This window comes from Brevibacterium sediminis, assembly GCF_024895295.1.
Lineage (GTDB): Bacteria > Actinomycetota > Actinomycetes > Actinomycetales > Brevibacteriaceae > Brevibacterium > Brevibacterium sediminis.
In genome coordinates this window covers 282851-297145 of record NZ_JAHQRN010000005.1, presented here as the reverse complement: position 1 = coordinate 297145, position 14295 = coordinate 282851, and the positions used below count along the sequence as shown (strand labels likewise).

14 protein-coding genes are annotated in these 14295 nt (G+C 66.1%); 7 read left to right on the top strand and 7 right to left on the bottom strand.

Annotated features, from left to right (window positions below):
* The first annotated feature begins 6 nt into the window (after positions 1-6).
* From KTJ89_RS13615 to KTJ89_RS13605, 3 genes are all read left to right on the top strand, one after another.
* Positions 7-720, top strand: coding sequence for a FadR/GntR family transcriptional regulator (locus KTJ89_RS13615; RefSeq protein ID WP_259358090.1), 714 nt, complete (start codon positions 7-9; stop codon positions 718-720).
* Positions 717-1529 (top strand): creatininase family protein, encoded by an 813-nt coding sequence (locus KTJ89_RS13610; protein ID WP_259358089.1) that lies wholly within the window; start codon positions 717-719, stop codon positions 1527-1529. Before KTJ89_RS13615 ends, KTJ89_RS13610 begins: the two co-directional genes overlap by 4 nt.
* 127 nt (positions 1530-1656) lie before the next feature.
* Positions 1657-3201, top strand: coding sequence for an AbgT family transporter (locus KTJ89_RS13605; RefSeq protein ID WP_259358087.1), 1545 nt, complete (start codon positions 1657-1659; stop codon positions 3199-3201).
* Here KTJ89_RS13605 and KTJ89_RS13600 read toward each other — a convergent pair.
* Together KTJ89_RS13600 and KTJ89_RS13595 are read right to left on the bottom strand one after the other, a co-directional pair.
* Positions 3128-4249, bottom strand: a complete 1122-nt coding sequence (locus KTJ89_RS13600; protein ID WP_172173020.1) for a diaminopropionate ammonia-lyase — start codon at positions 4247-4249, stop codon at positions 3128-3130. The genes KTJ89_RS13605 and KTJ89_RS13600 overlap by 74 nt on opposite strands.
* Positions 4246-5523: a M20 family metallo-hydrolase gene (locus KTJ89_RS13595; RefSeq protein WP_259358086.1), complete on the bottom strand. Its 1278-nt coding sequence runs from the start codon at positions 5521-5523 to the stop codon at positions 4246-4248. The genes KTJ89_RS13600 and KTJ89_RS13595 overlap by 4 nt, the downstream gene beginning before the upstream one ends.
* A 142-nt stretch (positions 5524-5665) precedes the next feature.
* Between KTJ89_RS13595 and KTJ89_RS13590 the strand changes: the two genes are divergently transcribed.
* The 4 genes from KTJ89_RS13590 to KTJ89_RS13575 all read left to right on the top strand — a co-directional run bounded on the left by KTJ89_RS13590 (position 5666) and on the right by KTJ89_RS13575 (position 9002).
* Complete coding sequence (locus tag KTJ89_RS13590) at positions 5666-6595, top strand: LysR family transcriptional regulator (RefSeq protein ID WP_259358085.1); 930 nt, start codon at positions 5666-5668, stop codon at positions 6593-6595.
* Positions 6596-6934: 339 nt separating this feature from the next.
* Positions 6935-7549, top strand: a complete 615-nt coding sequence (locus KTJ89_RS13585; protein ID WP_139467688.1) for a DUF6230 family protein — start codon at positions 6935-6937, stop codon at positions 7547-7549.
* A complete protein-coding gene (locus KTJ89_RS13580; protein WP_259358084.1) occupies positions 7549-8166 on the top strand; it encodes a DUF6114 domain-containing protein in 618 nt (205 codons plus the stop codon). Before KTJ89_RS13585 ends, KTJ89_RS13580 begins: the two co-directional genes overlap by 1 nt.
* Positions 8163-9002: a hypothetical protein gene (locus tag KTJ89_RS13575; RefSeq protein ID WP_259358083.1), complete on the top strand. Its 840-nt coding sequence runs from the start codon at positions 8163-8165 to the stop codon at positions 9000-9002. The genes KTJ89_RS13580 and KTJ89_RS13575 overlap by 4 nt, the downstream gene beginning before the upstream one ends.
* Before the next feature lie 97 nt (positions 9003-9099).
* Here the strand turns inward: KTJ89_RS13575 and KTJ89_RS13570 are convergent, their stop codons facing one another.
* Genes KTJ89_RS13570 through KTJ89_RS13550 form a run of 5 tightly spaced genes read right to left on the bottom strand, consistent with a single transcriptional unit; the run spans position 9100 to position 14286 of the window.
* On the bottom strand, positions 9100-9903 hold the full coding sequence (locus KTJ89_RS13570; protein WP_259358082.1) for a type 1 glutamine amidotransferase: 804 nt from the start codon (positions 9901-9903) through the stop codon (positions 9100-9102).
* 29 nt (positions 9904-9932) lie between these two features.
* Positions 9933-10709: a 3-oxoacyl-ACP reductase gene (locus tag KTJ89_RS13565; RefSeq protein ID WP_139467685.1), complete on the bottom strand. Its 777-nt coding sequence runs from the start codon at positions 10707-10709 to the stop codon at positions 9933-9935.
* A 43-nt stretch (positions 10710-10752) separates the two neighbouring features.
* Complete coding sequence (locus tag KTJ89_RS13560; protein WP_259358081.1) at positions 10753-12120, bottom strand: aldehyde dehydrogenase family protein; 1368 nt, start codon at positions 12118-12120, stop codon at positions 10753-10755.
* A complete protein-coding gene (locus KTJ89_RS13555) occupies positions 12117-12887 on the bottom strand; it encodes a gamma-glutamyl-gamma-aminobutyrate hydrolase family protein (protein WP_181271170.1) in 771 nt (256 codons plus the stop codon). Before KTJ89_RS13555 ends, KTJ89_RS13560 begins: the two co-directional genes overlap by 4 nt.
* A complete protein-coding gene (locus tag KTJ89_RS13550; RefSeq protein WP_259358080.1) occupies positions 12868-14286 on the bottom strand; it encodes a glutamine synthetase family protein in 1419 nt (472 codons plus the stop codon). Before KTJ89_RS13550 ends, KTJ89_RS13555 begins: the two co-directional genes overlap by 20 nt.
* Between the last annotated feature and the right edge of the window lie 9 nt (positions 14287-14295).

Sequence of the window (14295 nt, the reverse complement as noted above, 5' to 3'; positions counted from 1 at the left end):
AGCACCATGACGTCCACCGTCGGACTCGTCGAACGCCTCACTCGCGAAATCGTCGACACCATTCGCACCGAGAACCTCCAGCCCGGGCAGACCCTGCCGTCGGCGAAGGTCCTCGCCGCACGCTTCGAGGTCACCGTGCCCACCGTCCGGGAGGCTCTGCGCCGGCTCGAGGCCACGGGGTCGGTCGAGCTCAAGCACGGTTCGGGCACCTACGTCCGCGAAGCGATCAACCGTCGCATCCTCGACAACCCGCACTATGTGCCCGTCGATCTCGCCGCGGCCATCGAACTCCTCGACGCCCGCATCGCCATCGAGCCCGGAATCGCCGAGCTCGCAGCGACAGTCCAGAAACCTGACGCCGTGTCCTCCATGGAATCCGCACTCGACAACGCCCTCCAGGTCGAGACCGCGGTCCCGGCCGGCCACTTCCACGTCGAACTCGCTCGCGCCTCGGGCAACCGCGCTCTGCACGAGATGCTCGTGTCCCTGCTGGCCATCCATTCGCGGACCCAGCAGGCGGCGCGCACGAGCTACGACCGACTGCGCGACCACGACGAACACGCGGACATCCTCGATGCGATCCGCCGCGGCGACGGCTTCGAAGCCTCCCACCGCACCCGCAAGCACCTCGAGGCGATCAAGGCCGCCGTCCTCGCCGACTGGGCGGACGATACAGACCAGACCGGTGACGCCGACACCATCGGAGGATCCCAGCAATGAGCCGCCCGACGATCTCCGAGATCCGCCCGCATATCCGCGACTACGCCGAACTCACCTCTTTGGAGGTCGAGCTCGCGAAGGATCGAAGCAGCCTGCTCGTCCTTCCCGTCGGCGCCTGCGAACAGCACGGTGACGGACTTCCTCTGGGCACCGACAACATCCGAGCCGCTCACGTCGCCCGCGCCGTCGTCGACGCGCTCATCGACGGCGATCAGGTTCGGGAGGGCAGCGCCTTCGTCCTGCCGAGCATCGACTACGGGGTCTCCCCGCATCACCGCTTCCTGCCCGGCACGATCAACATCGGTCCGCAGCTGTTCATCGACCTCGTCTCCTCGATCGTGCGTCAGCTCGCCGATGCCGGATTCGACAGACTCCTCGTCATCACCGGCCACGGCGGCAACCTCGCCGCGCTCGGCGTGGTCCAGCAGTCCCTGCTCGCCACCCATCCGGACTTCGTCTTCGCCTATGCTCCGGTCTCAGCATTGGCCACCGAGGCGACCGCCCAGCTGCCGCGCACCGAGGTCAGCGGCCACTGCGGAGAGTCCGAAACCTCGCAGATGCTCGCCATCGACGAATCCCTCGTCGACTCGGGCCACCTCAACCCCGGCGCCACCCGGCTCGACGATCTCGACCCACGTGCCCGACTCTCACGAACGAAAACACCGTCAACAGCGGTGACATTCGACCGCTACGCCGACAACGGCGTCCTCGGCGATCCGCGGACCGCCACGGCCGCGGCCGGGGAGGACATCCTCGGCGAGGTCGTCGACCGACTCGTCGCCTACTGTCAGGAGCTGCAGAGACTGTGACACCCGCTTCTCACTGACCGGCCGCTCGGCCCGCACCCCACCACAGAACACCCGATTCCAGCGCCGTAATCACCGTGCCCTGGTGGACCCTGCCCGAAAATCCCGCCTGGACTCTCAGGAGCTCACAATGAAACCGACCCAGACCACCGATACCGTGCAGACCGACGAGCAGGAGAAGCTGCCGCTGGTCATTCGCGCCCTCAACGTCATCGAAGTCGTCGGCAACAAGCTGCCGAACCCCTTCTGGCTGTTCTGGATCCTCGCGGCGATCCTCGCCGTATTCAGCCTCGTCCTCTCCCTCGCCGGCGCGGGAGTCGACGATCCCGGCACCGGGGACTGGACCCCGGTGAACAACCTCCTCAGCGGCGAGGGCATCGCCATGGCCGTGAACACCGCGCTCGACGCCTATGAGACCTTCCCACCACTCATCACGATCATGGTCGTCATCATGGGCGTGGCCCTGGCCGAACGCACCGGCCTGCTGTCGACGGCGATGAAGGTCTCGATCGCCCGCGTCCCGGCCGGACTCATCGTCTTCACGGTCGCATTCATGGGCACGGTCTCCCACGTCGCCTCGGCAGCGGCCTATGTCATCCTCGTCCCGCTCGGCGGAATGGTGTTCAAGGCCGTGGGCCGCTCCCCCGTCCTCGGCGTCATCGTCGCGTACACCTCGATCGCCTCCGGTTACGATGCCAGCCCGATCCCGACGCCCAACGATGCCATCTTCGCGGGCATCACGACGGCTGCGGCGAACATCATCGACCCCGACTACATCGTCACCCCGATCGGCAACTGGTACTTCAACATCGCCAGCTCCGTCCTGCTGGCCATCGTCATCACGATCGTCACCGAGCTCGTGCTCATGAAGCGCGACAACCTCGAAGCCGACGAGGATGCCGAACACGAAGACCTCGTCATCACCGACAAGGAGCGCAAGGCCCTGCGCCTGGCCATGTTCGCCGTCATCGCTGCGGTCATCGCCATCGTCGTCCTCGTCGTCCCAGACGGCGCGCCCCTGCGCGGCGACGGGCCCTTCGGCGAGTCGCCGTTCCTCACCGGAATCGCCTTCCTCATCGCCATGCTCTTCGGCATCGGCGGCATCGTCTACGGCTTCCGCGAGGGCACGATCGAGACCTGGTCGGACGTGCCGAAGCTCATGGGTCAGGGGCTCGCCTCGATCTCCGGGGTCCTCGTCCTCTTCTTCGCCATCGCCCAGTTCCTCGAGTACTTCGAGTGGACGAACATCGGCATGCTCGTCTCGGTCTCCGTGTCCGAACTCTTCACCGGCCTCGGCCTGCCGACGTGGGTGGTGTTCATCCTCGTCCTGCTCGTGCTCTCGGTCGTCAACGTGCTCATCACCTCCGGCTCGGCGATGTGGGCGATCATGGCCCCGGTCATCGTGCCGCTGCTCATGCTGCTCGAGGTGCCGCCGGAGACCTCACAGGCGATCTTCCGCATCGCCGACTCGGGGTCGACGGCCATCACCCCGATGAGCCCGTACTTCATCCTCGCGCTCGGGTTCATGCAGAAGTATCAGAAGAGTGCCGGCATCGGCACGCTCGCCTCTCACACCCTGCCCTTGGCCGTGTGCATGACGATCAGCTGGAGCCTGCTGTTCTTCCTGTGGTGGGGTCTGGGCATTCCGCTCGGTCCCGATGCGCCGGTGCGCTGAGCGCGTCGACTCCGGCATTGGCCGCAGCCGATTCCGTGCTGAGCAGGACGATGTGCGCGGACTCATCGAGTCCGAGGCCGCCCGGTCCACCGGACGCGGTGAGCGCGGCTCTCAGCCCCGCCAACGAGGCGGCTCCACACGGGCCGACCGCCACACCGAGGTCATGGAGTTCGTCCTGGGCGGCGGCCGCCTCGGTGTCGGTCACCGTGACCGAATCGTCGAGTCCGGACTGGAGGACGGGCCAGGCCAGGGACGAGACGGTCCCGCAGTTGAGCCCGGCCATCGAGGTCGGCTGCGAGGTGTCGACGCTCACCGGCCGTCCTGCCCGCATCGACGCGGTGATGCACGCAGCCGTGACCGGTTCGACGGCGATCACGCGGGCTTCCGGCCCGTGCCTACCCTGGTGGACGACGGCGGCCTGGAGCAGGGAGCCGACCCCGCTGGGCACGAGGATGAGCGAAGCGGGTCCGCCCAGCTGCTCATCGACCTCGGCGAACAGCGTCGAATACCCGTCGACGATCCACCCTGGCACGTCCTCGTAGCCGTCCCATGCCGTGTCCTGAACGAGCAGCTCCCCGTCGCCACAGCTCGCCGCCGCGTCCTCGACGGACCGGTCGTAGATGAGGCCGGTCTCCACGAGTTCGGCCCCTTCGCCGCGGATAGCCTCAAGCGTGCTGGCAGGCAGACCCGCGGGCACGTGGATGCGTGAGCGCAGCCCCAGGCGGGCGGCGATATGGGCGAGCGCCCGGCCGTGATTGCCGTCGGAGGCGGTGACGAGGACGAGCTCGAGTCCCGCGGCGCGGTCACTGAGTTCGGCGAACGTCGCGGCCGGAGGCAGACCGAGGTGTGCGCTGATCACCCGATTGACTGCCCATGATGCTCCAAGTGCCTTGAATGCCGGCAGACCGAAGCGATCGGATTCGTCTTTCACCCGCACCGAGGCGGCCCCCACCTCGACGGCGAGACCGGGCAGATCGATGAGGTCGGTGACCCGATAACCGGGGATCGTGCGGTGGAATTCCTGCGGATGCGTGGATTCGCCGATCATGAGCTCAGTTCCTTCACTGCTGAGGCCAGGACCTCGACACCGGCGCGGCAGTCCTCGGGGGTCGAGTATTCGCGGGGGTTATGACTGATTCCGTGATGCTGACCGCGGACGAAAACCATGGCCGCCGGGGCGATCGCGGCCATCTCCTGCGCATCGTGGCCGGCCCCGGACATCAGCCGCATCGAATCATAGCCGCGTTCCTTCGCTGCGGTCTCGAGCGTGTCCTGCACGGCTTCGCTGAAGGGCACGGCCTTGGTCCGCGCCATCTGCGCCGCCTCCACCCGCAGCCCGGGCTGGCTGTCGGGAAGACGCTCGAGAAAGGCGGCGAGGTCCGCCTCGGCGCGAGCCATGTGCTCATCGTCGGGATTGCGCAGATCGACGGTGATCTCGGCCCGATCGGGCACGACGCTCGGCAGTCCCGGGGAGGTCTCGATGCGACCGACCGTCGCCCGCAGCCGTCCGTAGGCGCCGGAGTCAACCATGCGTCGGACCTCGACGATGATCTGCGCGGCGGCCAGGCCGGCGTCGATGCGCAGTTCGGTCGGGGTGGTTCCAGCGTGGGCTGCACGGCCGTGAAGGGTCACCTTCTGCCAGGAGATCGACTGGACTCCGGTGACGATGCCGATCACGCGGTCCTCCTGAGCCAACACGGGTCCCTGCTCGATATGGCATTCGAGGTAGGCGTGCGGCGGGTCGATGTGCACGGGACGCTCGCCCTTGAAGCCGATGCGCCTCAGTTCGTCACCGAACCGTGCTCCGGTCTCATCGGTGAGTCCGTAGGCGTAATCGAGGCTCAGTCGCCCCGCCGCGACGGCGGACCCGAGCATATCGGTGCCGAAGCGCACTCCCTCCTCTTCGGTCCACGCGGCTACGACGATGGGGCGACGGGGCTGGAGGCCCGCCTCGGCGAAGGCGCGGATCACGGCCAGCCCGCCGAGCACACCGAGGCAGCCGTCGAAGGCGCCGGCGGTGGCCACGGTGTCGATGTGCGAACCGACGAGCACGGGCGCGAGCTCGGGCCCCAGACCTTCGCGTCGGCCGAAGATCGTACCCATCTCGTCGATCGTGACCTCAAGGCCGAGCTCCTCCATCCAGGAGATGAGCAGTTCGCGTCCCGCCCGGTCCTCATCCGTCAGCGACTGCCGATTGACCCCCACGAGGCCGGTCGCCTCATCGTCATAGGAGCCGATCGCGGCGAGAGCCATGAGGTCGGCCCACAGTCGGTCACCGTCGATGCGAAGGTCTGTGCTGTTCGGGCACGTGGTCGCGGTCATTGAGCGTCCTTTCTCGAGTGTCTGATCTCGAGCCTACGAACGCGGACTCATGAAATCGATAGACTGGTTTCCACCATTACTCATGAACTTTCTTCATCTTTTGAACTCCATCGTTCAGAGTTCACCCTGCACCGGAGGCACGATGTTCAGTCTCAGACGGCTCCGTCTGCTGCGGGAGGTCGCAGCCCGCGGCAGTCTGGCTGCGGCCGCGGCCGCTCTGGGCCAGGACCCATCCTCGGTCTCCCATCAGCTCAAGACCCTCGAGTCCGAGGTCGGCGCACAGCTGCTCGAACGCGTGGGTCGCGGGGTGCGCCTGACGGAGGAAGCGCAGATCCTCGTCGCCCGTACCGAGGCGGTCCTGCGTGAGCTTGAAGCCGCGGAGGCCGAGATCGCCGAGGTCCGGCATCGTGTGGGCGGCACCGTGCGCATCGCCGCCTTCCAGACCGCGCTGCATACGATCGTGCCCGGCGCGCTCGCCCGGCTGGCCCGGGACCATCCCGACCTCACGGTCATCACAACGCACATCCGCACCGAGGATGCCGTCCCGGCGCTGCTCGCCCGGGATTTCGATCTCGTCCTCCAGGAGGACTATCCGTCTCTTCCGGCGCGCCGTGACGAAGGGGTTGAGACCGAGGTGCTCGGCGACGACGAGCTCTGCCTCATCACTCCCGCCGCCGCTGGCTCGAACACTTCGGATCCGCATTCGGTCCTGAGTCTTGACGGGTGCGCCCACCATGCCTGGGCCATGGAGCCGGCAGATACCCGCGCCGGACACTGGTCGCGCGCCGAATGCCGAAGGGCAGGCTTCGAACCCGAGGTGCGCACCGAGTCCTCAGATATCCTCCTGCTCGTCCGGTTCGTCGCTCTCGGCCTCGCCTCGGCGCTGGTTCCGCGCATGTCTCTGCAGGCGGCCGCAGCGAACGCAGGCATCGATTCTGCGACGATCTCAACTCACCGGCTGCCGGAACCTGCGAGCAGGCGGATCTCGACGGCGATCCGTCGCGGCAGCGCCCGGACTCCGCTGATCATCGCCCTGCGCGCTGCTCTCGCCGCTGAGTTCGCAACGCCCTGAGCGTGCCGATCCAGCTGAGTTTTGAAAGTTTTGTTCACGAACTGCTTTTCCTCGGATTCCGTCGTCTCGGGCGGGGCCGCCGGGGCATCATTCGTGGTTCAGATCTCTCCCACGGTCGCCGCTGACGCATCGTCTGACCTGGGCCGATGATGAACGTGATGATCCGACACGACTGCTTGGAACCTGGCCGCACGACCGCTCGCACCCGCGCCCTTGCGAGCCCCGTCGACAAAAGATGTTGACGCTCAAACTTCACCCACGATACTGTCGGGTAACACCCCGTAGTAACTTACGTCACACGCTGATGCCCACCGAGCCTTCGGTGGTCAAGGAGGATCAATGAAGTTCCGCAATCCCAGCCTCATCCGCAGGCTCGTCTCATCCCATGCCGGTCGCATCGCCATGGTCGCAATTCCCACGGGTGTCGTCTCAGCCATGCTCATGGGCGGGGTGGCCCAGGGCGCGGTGCCGGTCTCGTTCGCCATCTCCGGGACTCAGTTCAAGATCGCCTCGTCGCAGCTCGAGGGAACCGGATTCTCCCAGTACAGCGGAGTCGCCAAGGACGCCGAGGGCGGCAAGCACGCCGTCGTCACCGCGAACATCAAGGATGCGACCCTGGAGAACCTCTGCCAGTCGGCCGTCCAGGAGACTCCTCTGGGCAAGGTGGGCATCCTCATCAAGGCCGGCGGAAAGGGCACCCCCGCCTCGGCGAAGGATCTGCAGATCGGCATGACCGGCCTCAAGGGCGATGCGGAATTCAAGAACATCCGCATCGGCGTCGATGCCTCCGACGTCAATACGAAGGCCAAGGGAAGCAAGGGCGACTTCGCCCAGGACTCCGACACCATCTCGATCAAGGACCTCAAGCAGGATTCCTGGTCGACCACGGCCTCGGTCTTCACCCTCAAGGACATGTCGCTGAAGCTCACCGACGGATCTGAGCAGTGCGACTGATGAGGGACTCAGCAGCCAACGGGCAGCCGACCGATGAACGGGGGGCCGCCGAACAGGAGGACACCGTGCAGAAGACGAGCCTGCTTGCGCTGTCCCGGCGGAGTCGACGCGCCAACGAACAGAGCGACCACACCGAATCCGGCGTCGAGACGGCAGAATTCGCAGTCGCGGCGCCGGAGACGGGTGATGCTGACAACAGCGAGGGAGCCGAGATGACCGAAGGCGCCGAGAAGAAGCGCCAGGGGTTCAAGCACTGGCGTCGGCAGCGGCCCTTTATCGGAGGCGTGCTTGCCGTCCTCGGCGGAATCGAGCTCTTCTTCTCCGGTCAGCTGGACCTCGGCAATATGCAGATCCAGTTCGGCATCGAGGGTCTGCAGGCGACGGTGGTTCCGATCGCCATCGTCGTCCTCGCTCTGCTGTCGATCTTCCGTCCCACGCATCATGTGTTCTACGGGATCATCGCTCTCGTCCTCGCAGTCTATTCACTCATCGGAGTGAACCTCGGCGGGTTCATCATCGGCATGCTGCTGTCCACCATCGGCGCGATCCTCATCGTCGCATGGATGGGACCGCGTGGGCCGAAGGAGTCCGAAGCCGCTGAGGGGGAGACTGCATGAGGGCACCCAGCCGCCGCACGGCCTCAATCCTCGCGGCAGCTGTCCTGATCCTCCCGACGACTCTCGGGGCGGGTTCGGTTGCAGCCGCCCACTCGTCACCGCTGTGCTCGCTCGTGGGCACCTGCGATGACGAGGATTCCGCAAAGGCCAAGGACTCCGCACCTGCGGGGAGCCTGTCGCCCGGAATGCCGGTGAAGCCCAGTGATCCACCGACGTCAGACCCCTCGCTGCCCGCACCGGGCCCCACGGATGAACCGAGCGAGGAACCGACGGAGGAACCGTCCGACGAACCTACGGATCCGGGTGGTCTGGGACTCGATGAGCCCAGCGACGACCCGACCGAGGACGAGGATGAAGGCTCGGAGAAAGAGGGCAACGGTGAGTTCCCGTCCGATGCACAGATGGATGAGAACGCACCGGTCTTCACGAAGACTCCGGCCGCAATGGGTTCGGAAGGACTCTCATTCAAGGGCCTGAAGGGCATTTCGTTCGTCTCGGTGCCCACCGCTGACGGCGGGTCCATCGTGACTCTGAAGCTGCAGGCCGAAGAGATCTCGATCGAAGGCTTCTCGCTGACGGTGAAGCCGCCGGACGAGGAGTATGGACTGGTGACGACGGCCGACACGATGACGCTGAAGGGCGATGTCACCGTGTACATCGGCTCGATCACCGCCACGACGAAGGACGGAAAGTCGCTCACCCTGGGACCGGAGACGCCGCCCATGGACGACGTCGAACCCGGATTGCTGCGAGTGACGATGGGGCTCGTCGGCTCGACCGCCGATGGGATCTACTACACCAACACCGATCAGAAGCTCAAGAAAGCCGAAGACTGACCCACCATCGCCGAGGTGGTTCCTCCTTCACCGTGAGGAGGAACCACCCGACGGGGCCGGGCTCAGCCCAGAAAGGCCAGGCCCGAAGGCCGCGGACTCAGTCCGCGGCCTTCGTGCTTTGCTGTCTGCATTCCAGCTTGCATTCCCGGCCTGCCCGACGCCGGCCCTCCAGGAATTCCACGAAGGCACGAGCCAATCGCCTCCCATTGTCGACGAGAGCGGAATCGTCCACCTCGACCTCGGCGATGATCGAGTCCTCGGTCTTGCCGGCCGGCAGGGCCAGGTCGTTGCCGTCTAGCCAGCGAGCGATCTGCGCGGCATCGGTTTCCGGGTGGAACTGGGTGCCCCACGCGAATTCGCCGAGGCGGAAGGCCTGGACCGGGGCGTCGGAACCGGTGACCAGGAGTTCGGCTCCGGGCGGCAGCGCCATCTCCTCCTGATGGAAGAGCACGGAGGGCAGCGACTCCCCTTCAGTCTCCCCAGCACTGGTTGAACCACCACCGGCCAGTGCCCCGAACACCGGGTCGGATGCCCCCGCCGAGGTGACACCCAGTTCGTAGATCCCGATCTGCGGGTGCGAACGCCGCCAGATCGGAGCATCGCCTGCGACGGCAAGCATCTCCCCGCCGAGGCAGATGTTGAGGCTGGGGAACTCCCCCGCGATCGACCGGCGGAGCAGATGCCTGACCTCGGGGAACCAGGGATTCTCATCGTCCTCGGTGGGCCCCGCGGATCCGCCGAGGACGATGAGGGCGTCGAACGAACCGAGCTCCGGTATCACCTCGCCGACGTAAGGACGGGCCACGACCACCTCGGCGCCGGCTTCGATCAGCCATTCACCGAACCTCTGCGGTCCAGTGCCACGTTCGTGTTCGATGGCAAGGATTCTCACGGAAGTCATGGCCCCATCTTCTCACCCTCCGTGCGCCTCTATTCGGCGGTGACGTAAGCCGAGGAGATGCCGCCGTCGACAGTGAAGGTCGAGGCGTTGACGAAGGAGGAGTCGTCGCTGGCGAGGAAGGCCACGGCGGCAGCGATCTCCTCAGGTTCGGCGAAGCGCCCACCGGGGCAGTGGACGAGTCGCCGCTGCGCCTGCACGGGGTCCGAGGCGAAGAGCTCACGCAGCAACGGGGTGTTCACCGGTCCCGGGCACAGTGCGTTGACGCGGATGCCATCCTTCGCGAACTGGACGCCGAGCTCACGGCTCATCGACAGGACTCCGCCTTTCGACGCCGAGTAGGAGATCTGCGAAGTCGCCGCTCCCATGAGCGCGACGAACGACGCCGTATTGATGACCGACCCCGATCCCTGCTTGACCATGTGCTCGAGGGCGTATTTGCTGCAGAGATAGACGGAGGTGAGGTTGACCGTCTGCACCCTCGCCCAAGCCTCGATGTCGGTGGTGAGGATCGAATTGTCGTCGGTCGGGTTGATGCCTGCGTTGTTGAAGGCGACGTCGACGCGTCCGAAGTGCTCGACAGAGCGGGCGAACAGGTTCTTCACCTCCTCCTCATCGGCTACGTTGACTCGCACGAAGAGTCCGCCGAGCTCGTCGGCGACCTCGGGTCCACGCACTTCGTCGAGGTCGCCGATGACGACCTTCGCGCCTTCTTCGGTCAGACGGCGGGCACTGGCGAGTCCGATGCCCGAGGCACCGCCGGTGATGACGCAGATCTTGTCCTTGAGTCGGTTTGCCGCAGTGGTCATGATTCTCCTGATGATCGTGGTGATGAGGTGGCAGGTGGATGGGTCAGCGCGCTGGCCGGGTCGCGAAGAAGACGTTCTTGACCTCGGTGAATGCGGACACGGCGTCGGGGCCGAGTTCGCGGCCGAGTCCGGACTGCTTGAATCCGCCGAACGGGGTTGAGTAGCGGACCGAGGAGTGCGAGTTCACCGACAGGTTGCCGGCCTCGACTCCGCGGGAGACCCGCATTGCCCGGTCGAGATCGTTCGTCCAGATTGAGCCGGAGAGTCCGTATTCGGTGTCGTTGGCGATGCGCAGGGCATCCGCTTCGGTATCGAAGGGGACGACGGAGAGAACGGGGCCGAAGATCTCCTCGCGGAAGTCGGCCGTCGCTGTGTCGGGCGGGGTGAGCACTGTCGGCGGAAACCAGAAGCCCGGGCCTTCGGGGGCAGAGCCGGTGAAGGCCACCTCGGCGGCAGCCACATAGCCGGCGACCTTCTCCCGGTGAGCTGCAGTGACCAGCGGACCCATGTCCGTGTCCTCGCGGCTCGGATCCGCACAGGCGAAGGACCCGACGGAGGATTCGAGTGCGGCCATGAAGTCGTCGTAGATCCCGCGCTGGACGAGCAGCCGGGACCGGGAGCAGCAGTCCTGGCCGGAGTTGTCGAAGACGCCTCCGGGGGCGGCGGCCGCGGCGGCCACGACATCGGCGTCGTCGAAGACGATGTTCGCGTTCTTCCCGCCGAGTTCGAGAGTGAGGTTCTTCACCTGCGCTGCACAGCCGGCCATGATCCGCTTGCCCACCTCGGTGGATCCGGTGAAGACGACCTTGCGTACGGCCGGGTGGGTGACGAAGCGCTCCCCGACGACGGATCCCTTGCCGGGGATGATCTGCAGAACACCCTCGGGCAAGCCCGCTTCGAGGGCGAGCTCGCCGATGCGGATCGCGGTCAGCGGCGTGATCTCGGCGGGTTTGAGGACCACGGTGTTCCCGGCTGCCAGGGCAGGGGCGAAGCCCCATCCGGCGATCGGCATCGGGAAGTTCCAGGGGACGATGACACCGACAACGCCGAGCGGTTCGGCGAAGGTGATGTTCACTCCCCCGTCGACGGGGATCTGCCGACCGAAGAGCCTCTCCGGCACCGCCGCGTAGTATTCGAGGACGTCGCGGACGTTGCCGGCTTCCCATCGGGCGTTCCCGATCGTATGTCCGGCGTTGGCCACCTCGAGCCGGGCGAGCTCTTCGTTGGCCGCGTCGACCTTGTCGGCGAAGCGCCGCAGGAGTCGGGCGCGATCGGCGGGGGCGACGGCGCGCCAGGATTCGAAGGCCCGCGCCGCCTTCTCTATCGCCCGGTCCGTCTGTTCGAGGTCGGCGAGTTCGACGTCGGCGATCGGCTCTTCCGTCGCCGGATTGATGACCGTGTAGGTGCTCACTTCGGTGCTCTCCTTGTTCCTCTGTCTGTCGCGTGTCGTCGTGCCGCTTGAACGAGGGCACGGACGACTCGGTCGTCATCGGGGTCGTGTTCGGGATGCCATTGGACGGCGAAGAGCCATCCTCCGTCAGCCGGGTCTCCTGTCTGATCCACGGCCGGGTCCGGTTCGATGGTCTCGACGAGTCCCTCTGGACTGCGGCCGGTCGCACGCAGACCGGCGCCGAGGCGGTCGATTCCCTGATGGTGATAGCAGGGTGCAGTGGTCGCCTCGCCGAGGATCTCCCTGGCCCGTGACCCTGCTTCCGTGGTCACCGTGACCTCGCCGTAGACGCCGGGGGCCGGCTGATAGTCGGAATGTCCGAGCGACTCCGGCAGATGCTGGATCAAGGTGCCTCCGGCGGCGACGTTGATGACCTGCATCCCGCGGCAGATGCCGAGCACAGGCAGGCGGCGTCGCCGCGCGGCCGCCAGGAGCATCATCTCGCTCGAGTCGCGGAACGGGTGGGACACGGTCGTTTCGTGCGGATCCTGACCGTATTCGGACGATCCGACGTCGGCTCCTCCGGCCAACAGCAGGCCGTCGACACGGTCGAGGGCCGCAGGAGCCTGTCCGTGGGGCGGCAGCAGCACGGGGATCGCCCCGGAAGCGGCGACCATGCGCACATAGTCGCCCGGGATGAGAGCCGCCTCGGTGTCCCAGACTCCCCACTGGGCCTGCTGCATGTAGCAGCTGATGCCGATGACGGGGTCAGAGTCGTTCGAACCCACGGAGCCTCTCCCAGTCGGTGACAGTCGCGTTGTAGGCCTCCAGTTCGATGTCGGCCGCGTGGACGTAGTGGCGGACGACGTAGTCGCCGAACGCGTCCTCGGCGATCTGCGATCCGTACAACCGGTCGCGGGCACCCTGGAGGGTGGTGGGCAGTCGGGAGGCACCGGCGGTGTAGGCGTTGCCTTCCGTGATCGCGGGCAGTTCGAGGCCTTTCTCGATCCCATGGAGACCCGCCGCGATGAGAGCCGCGGTGGCGAGGTACGGGTTGAGATCGGCCCCGCCGACTCGGCATTCCACACGTAGGGAGGGTCCCGAGCCGACGACGCGGAAGGCGCAGGTGCGGTTGTCGAAGCCCCAGGCGACCGCGGTCGGTGCGAACGAACCTTCGACGAAGCGTTTGTACGAGTTGATGTTCGGGGCGAAGAAGTACGTGAAGTCCTCGATGCAGGCGAGCTGACCGGCGATGAACTGCTCCATGAGGGTCGAGAACCCATGCTCGCGGTCTCCGGCCATGACCATATCGCCCTCAGCCGAGCGGAAGCTCAGGTGGATATGGCACGAGGAACCCTCCTTCTGGTCGTATTTGGCCATGAAAGTGATCGATTTCCCGTGCTGGGCGGCGATCTCCTTCGCCCCGTTCTTGTACACCGCGTGGTCGTCGCACGCCTTGAGGGCGGGCTGGTAGCGGAACGTGATCTCGTGTTGGCCGAAGTTGCATTCGCCCTTGGCCCCTTCGACGAAGAGCCCGGCCCCAGCCATCGAATTGCGGATGTCGCGCAGCAGAGGTTCGACTCGGGCGGTGCCGAGGAGGGAGTAGTCGACGTTGTACTGGTTCGAGGGCGTAACTTCGGTGTACTTCGAGGCGAAGGCTTCTTCGTAGCTCGAGTCGAAGGTGATGAACTCGAGTTCGGTGCCGACATGCGCGCTCAGCCCATGGTCGGCAAGGCGGGCGAGCTGGCGCTTGAGGATCTGACGTGGGGAGGGCGCCACCTCGGCGCCGGTGGTCGTCAGGAGGTCGCAGTTGACCATCGCACTGCCCGGCTGCCAGGGCAGGAGGCGCAGGGTCGCAAGGTCGGGCTTCATCACCATGTCGCCGTATCCGGTCTCCCAGGAGGAGACCTCGTAGCCGTCGACGGTATCCATGTCGACGTCGACGGCGAGCAGGTAGTTGCAGCATTCGGAGCCGTGGTCCATGACGTCTTCGAGGAAGAACTGGACGCCGAGCCTCTTGCCCTGAAGGCGACCCATGTGATCGGTGATGGCAACGACCACGGTGTCGATCGTGCCCTCGGCGGCGAGTCGGCGGAGTTCGTCGACGGTGAGCGGTTCGGCCTGGATCGACCCTCTGGAGGTCCTCTGCTCCGAGGTAGGCGAGGTGGGTACCGGAATCTCGGTCATGCGGCGTTC

Coding starts and splice junctions, on each gene's coding strand:
- KTJ89_RS13580 (WP_259358084.1), top strand. CDS start 7,549: ATGAGGGACTCAGCAGCCAACGGGCAGCCGACCGATGAACGGGGGGCC.
- KTJ89_RS13570 (WP_259358082.1), bottom strand. CDS start 9,903: ATGACTTCCGTGAGAATCCTTGCCATCGAACACGAACGTGGCACTGGA.
- KTJ89_RS13610 (WP_259358089.1), top strand. CDS start 717: ATGAGCCGCCCGACGATCTCCGAGATCCGCCCGCATATCCGCGACTAC.
- KTJ89_RS13615 (WP_259358090.1), top strand. CDS start 7: ATGACGTCCACCGTCGGACTCGTCGAACGCCTCACTCGCGAAATCGTC.
- KTJ89_RS13565 (WP_139467685.1), bottom strand. CDS start 10,709: ATGACCACTGCGGCAAACCGACTCAAGGACAAGATCTGCGTCATCACC.
- KTJ89_RS13550 (WP_259358080.1), bottom strand. CDS start 14,286: ATGACCGAGATTCCGGTACCCACCTCGCCTACCTCGGAGCAGAGGACC.
- KTJ89_RS13605 (WP_259358087.1), top strand. CDS start 1,657: ATGAAACCGACCCAGACCACCGATACCGTGCAGACCGACGAGCAGGAG.
- KTJ89_RS13590 (WP_259358085.1), top strand. CDS start 5,666: ATGTTCAGTCTCAGACGGCTCCGTCTGCTGCGGGAGGTCGCAGCCCGC.
- KTJ89_RS13585 (WP_139467688.1), top strand. CDS start 6,935: ATGAAGTTCCGCAATCCCAGCCTCATCCGCAGGCTCGTCTCATCCCAT.
- KTJ89_RS13595 (WP_259358086.1), bottom strand. CDS start 5,523: ATGACCGCGACCACGTGCCCGAACAGCACAGACCTTCGCATCGACGGT.
- KTJ89_RS13600 (WP_172173020.1), bottom strand. CDS start 4,249: ATGATCGGCGAATCCACGCATCCGCAGGAATTCCACCGCACGATCCCC.
- KTJ89_RS13575 (WP_259358083.1), top strand. CDS start 8,163: ATGAGGGCACCCAGCCGCCGCACGGCCTCAATCCTCGCGGCAGCTGTC.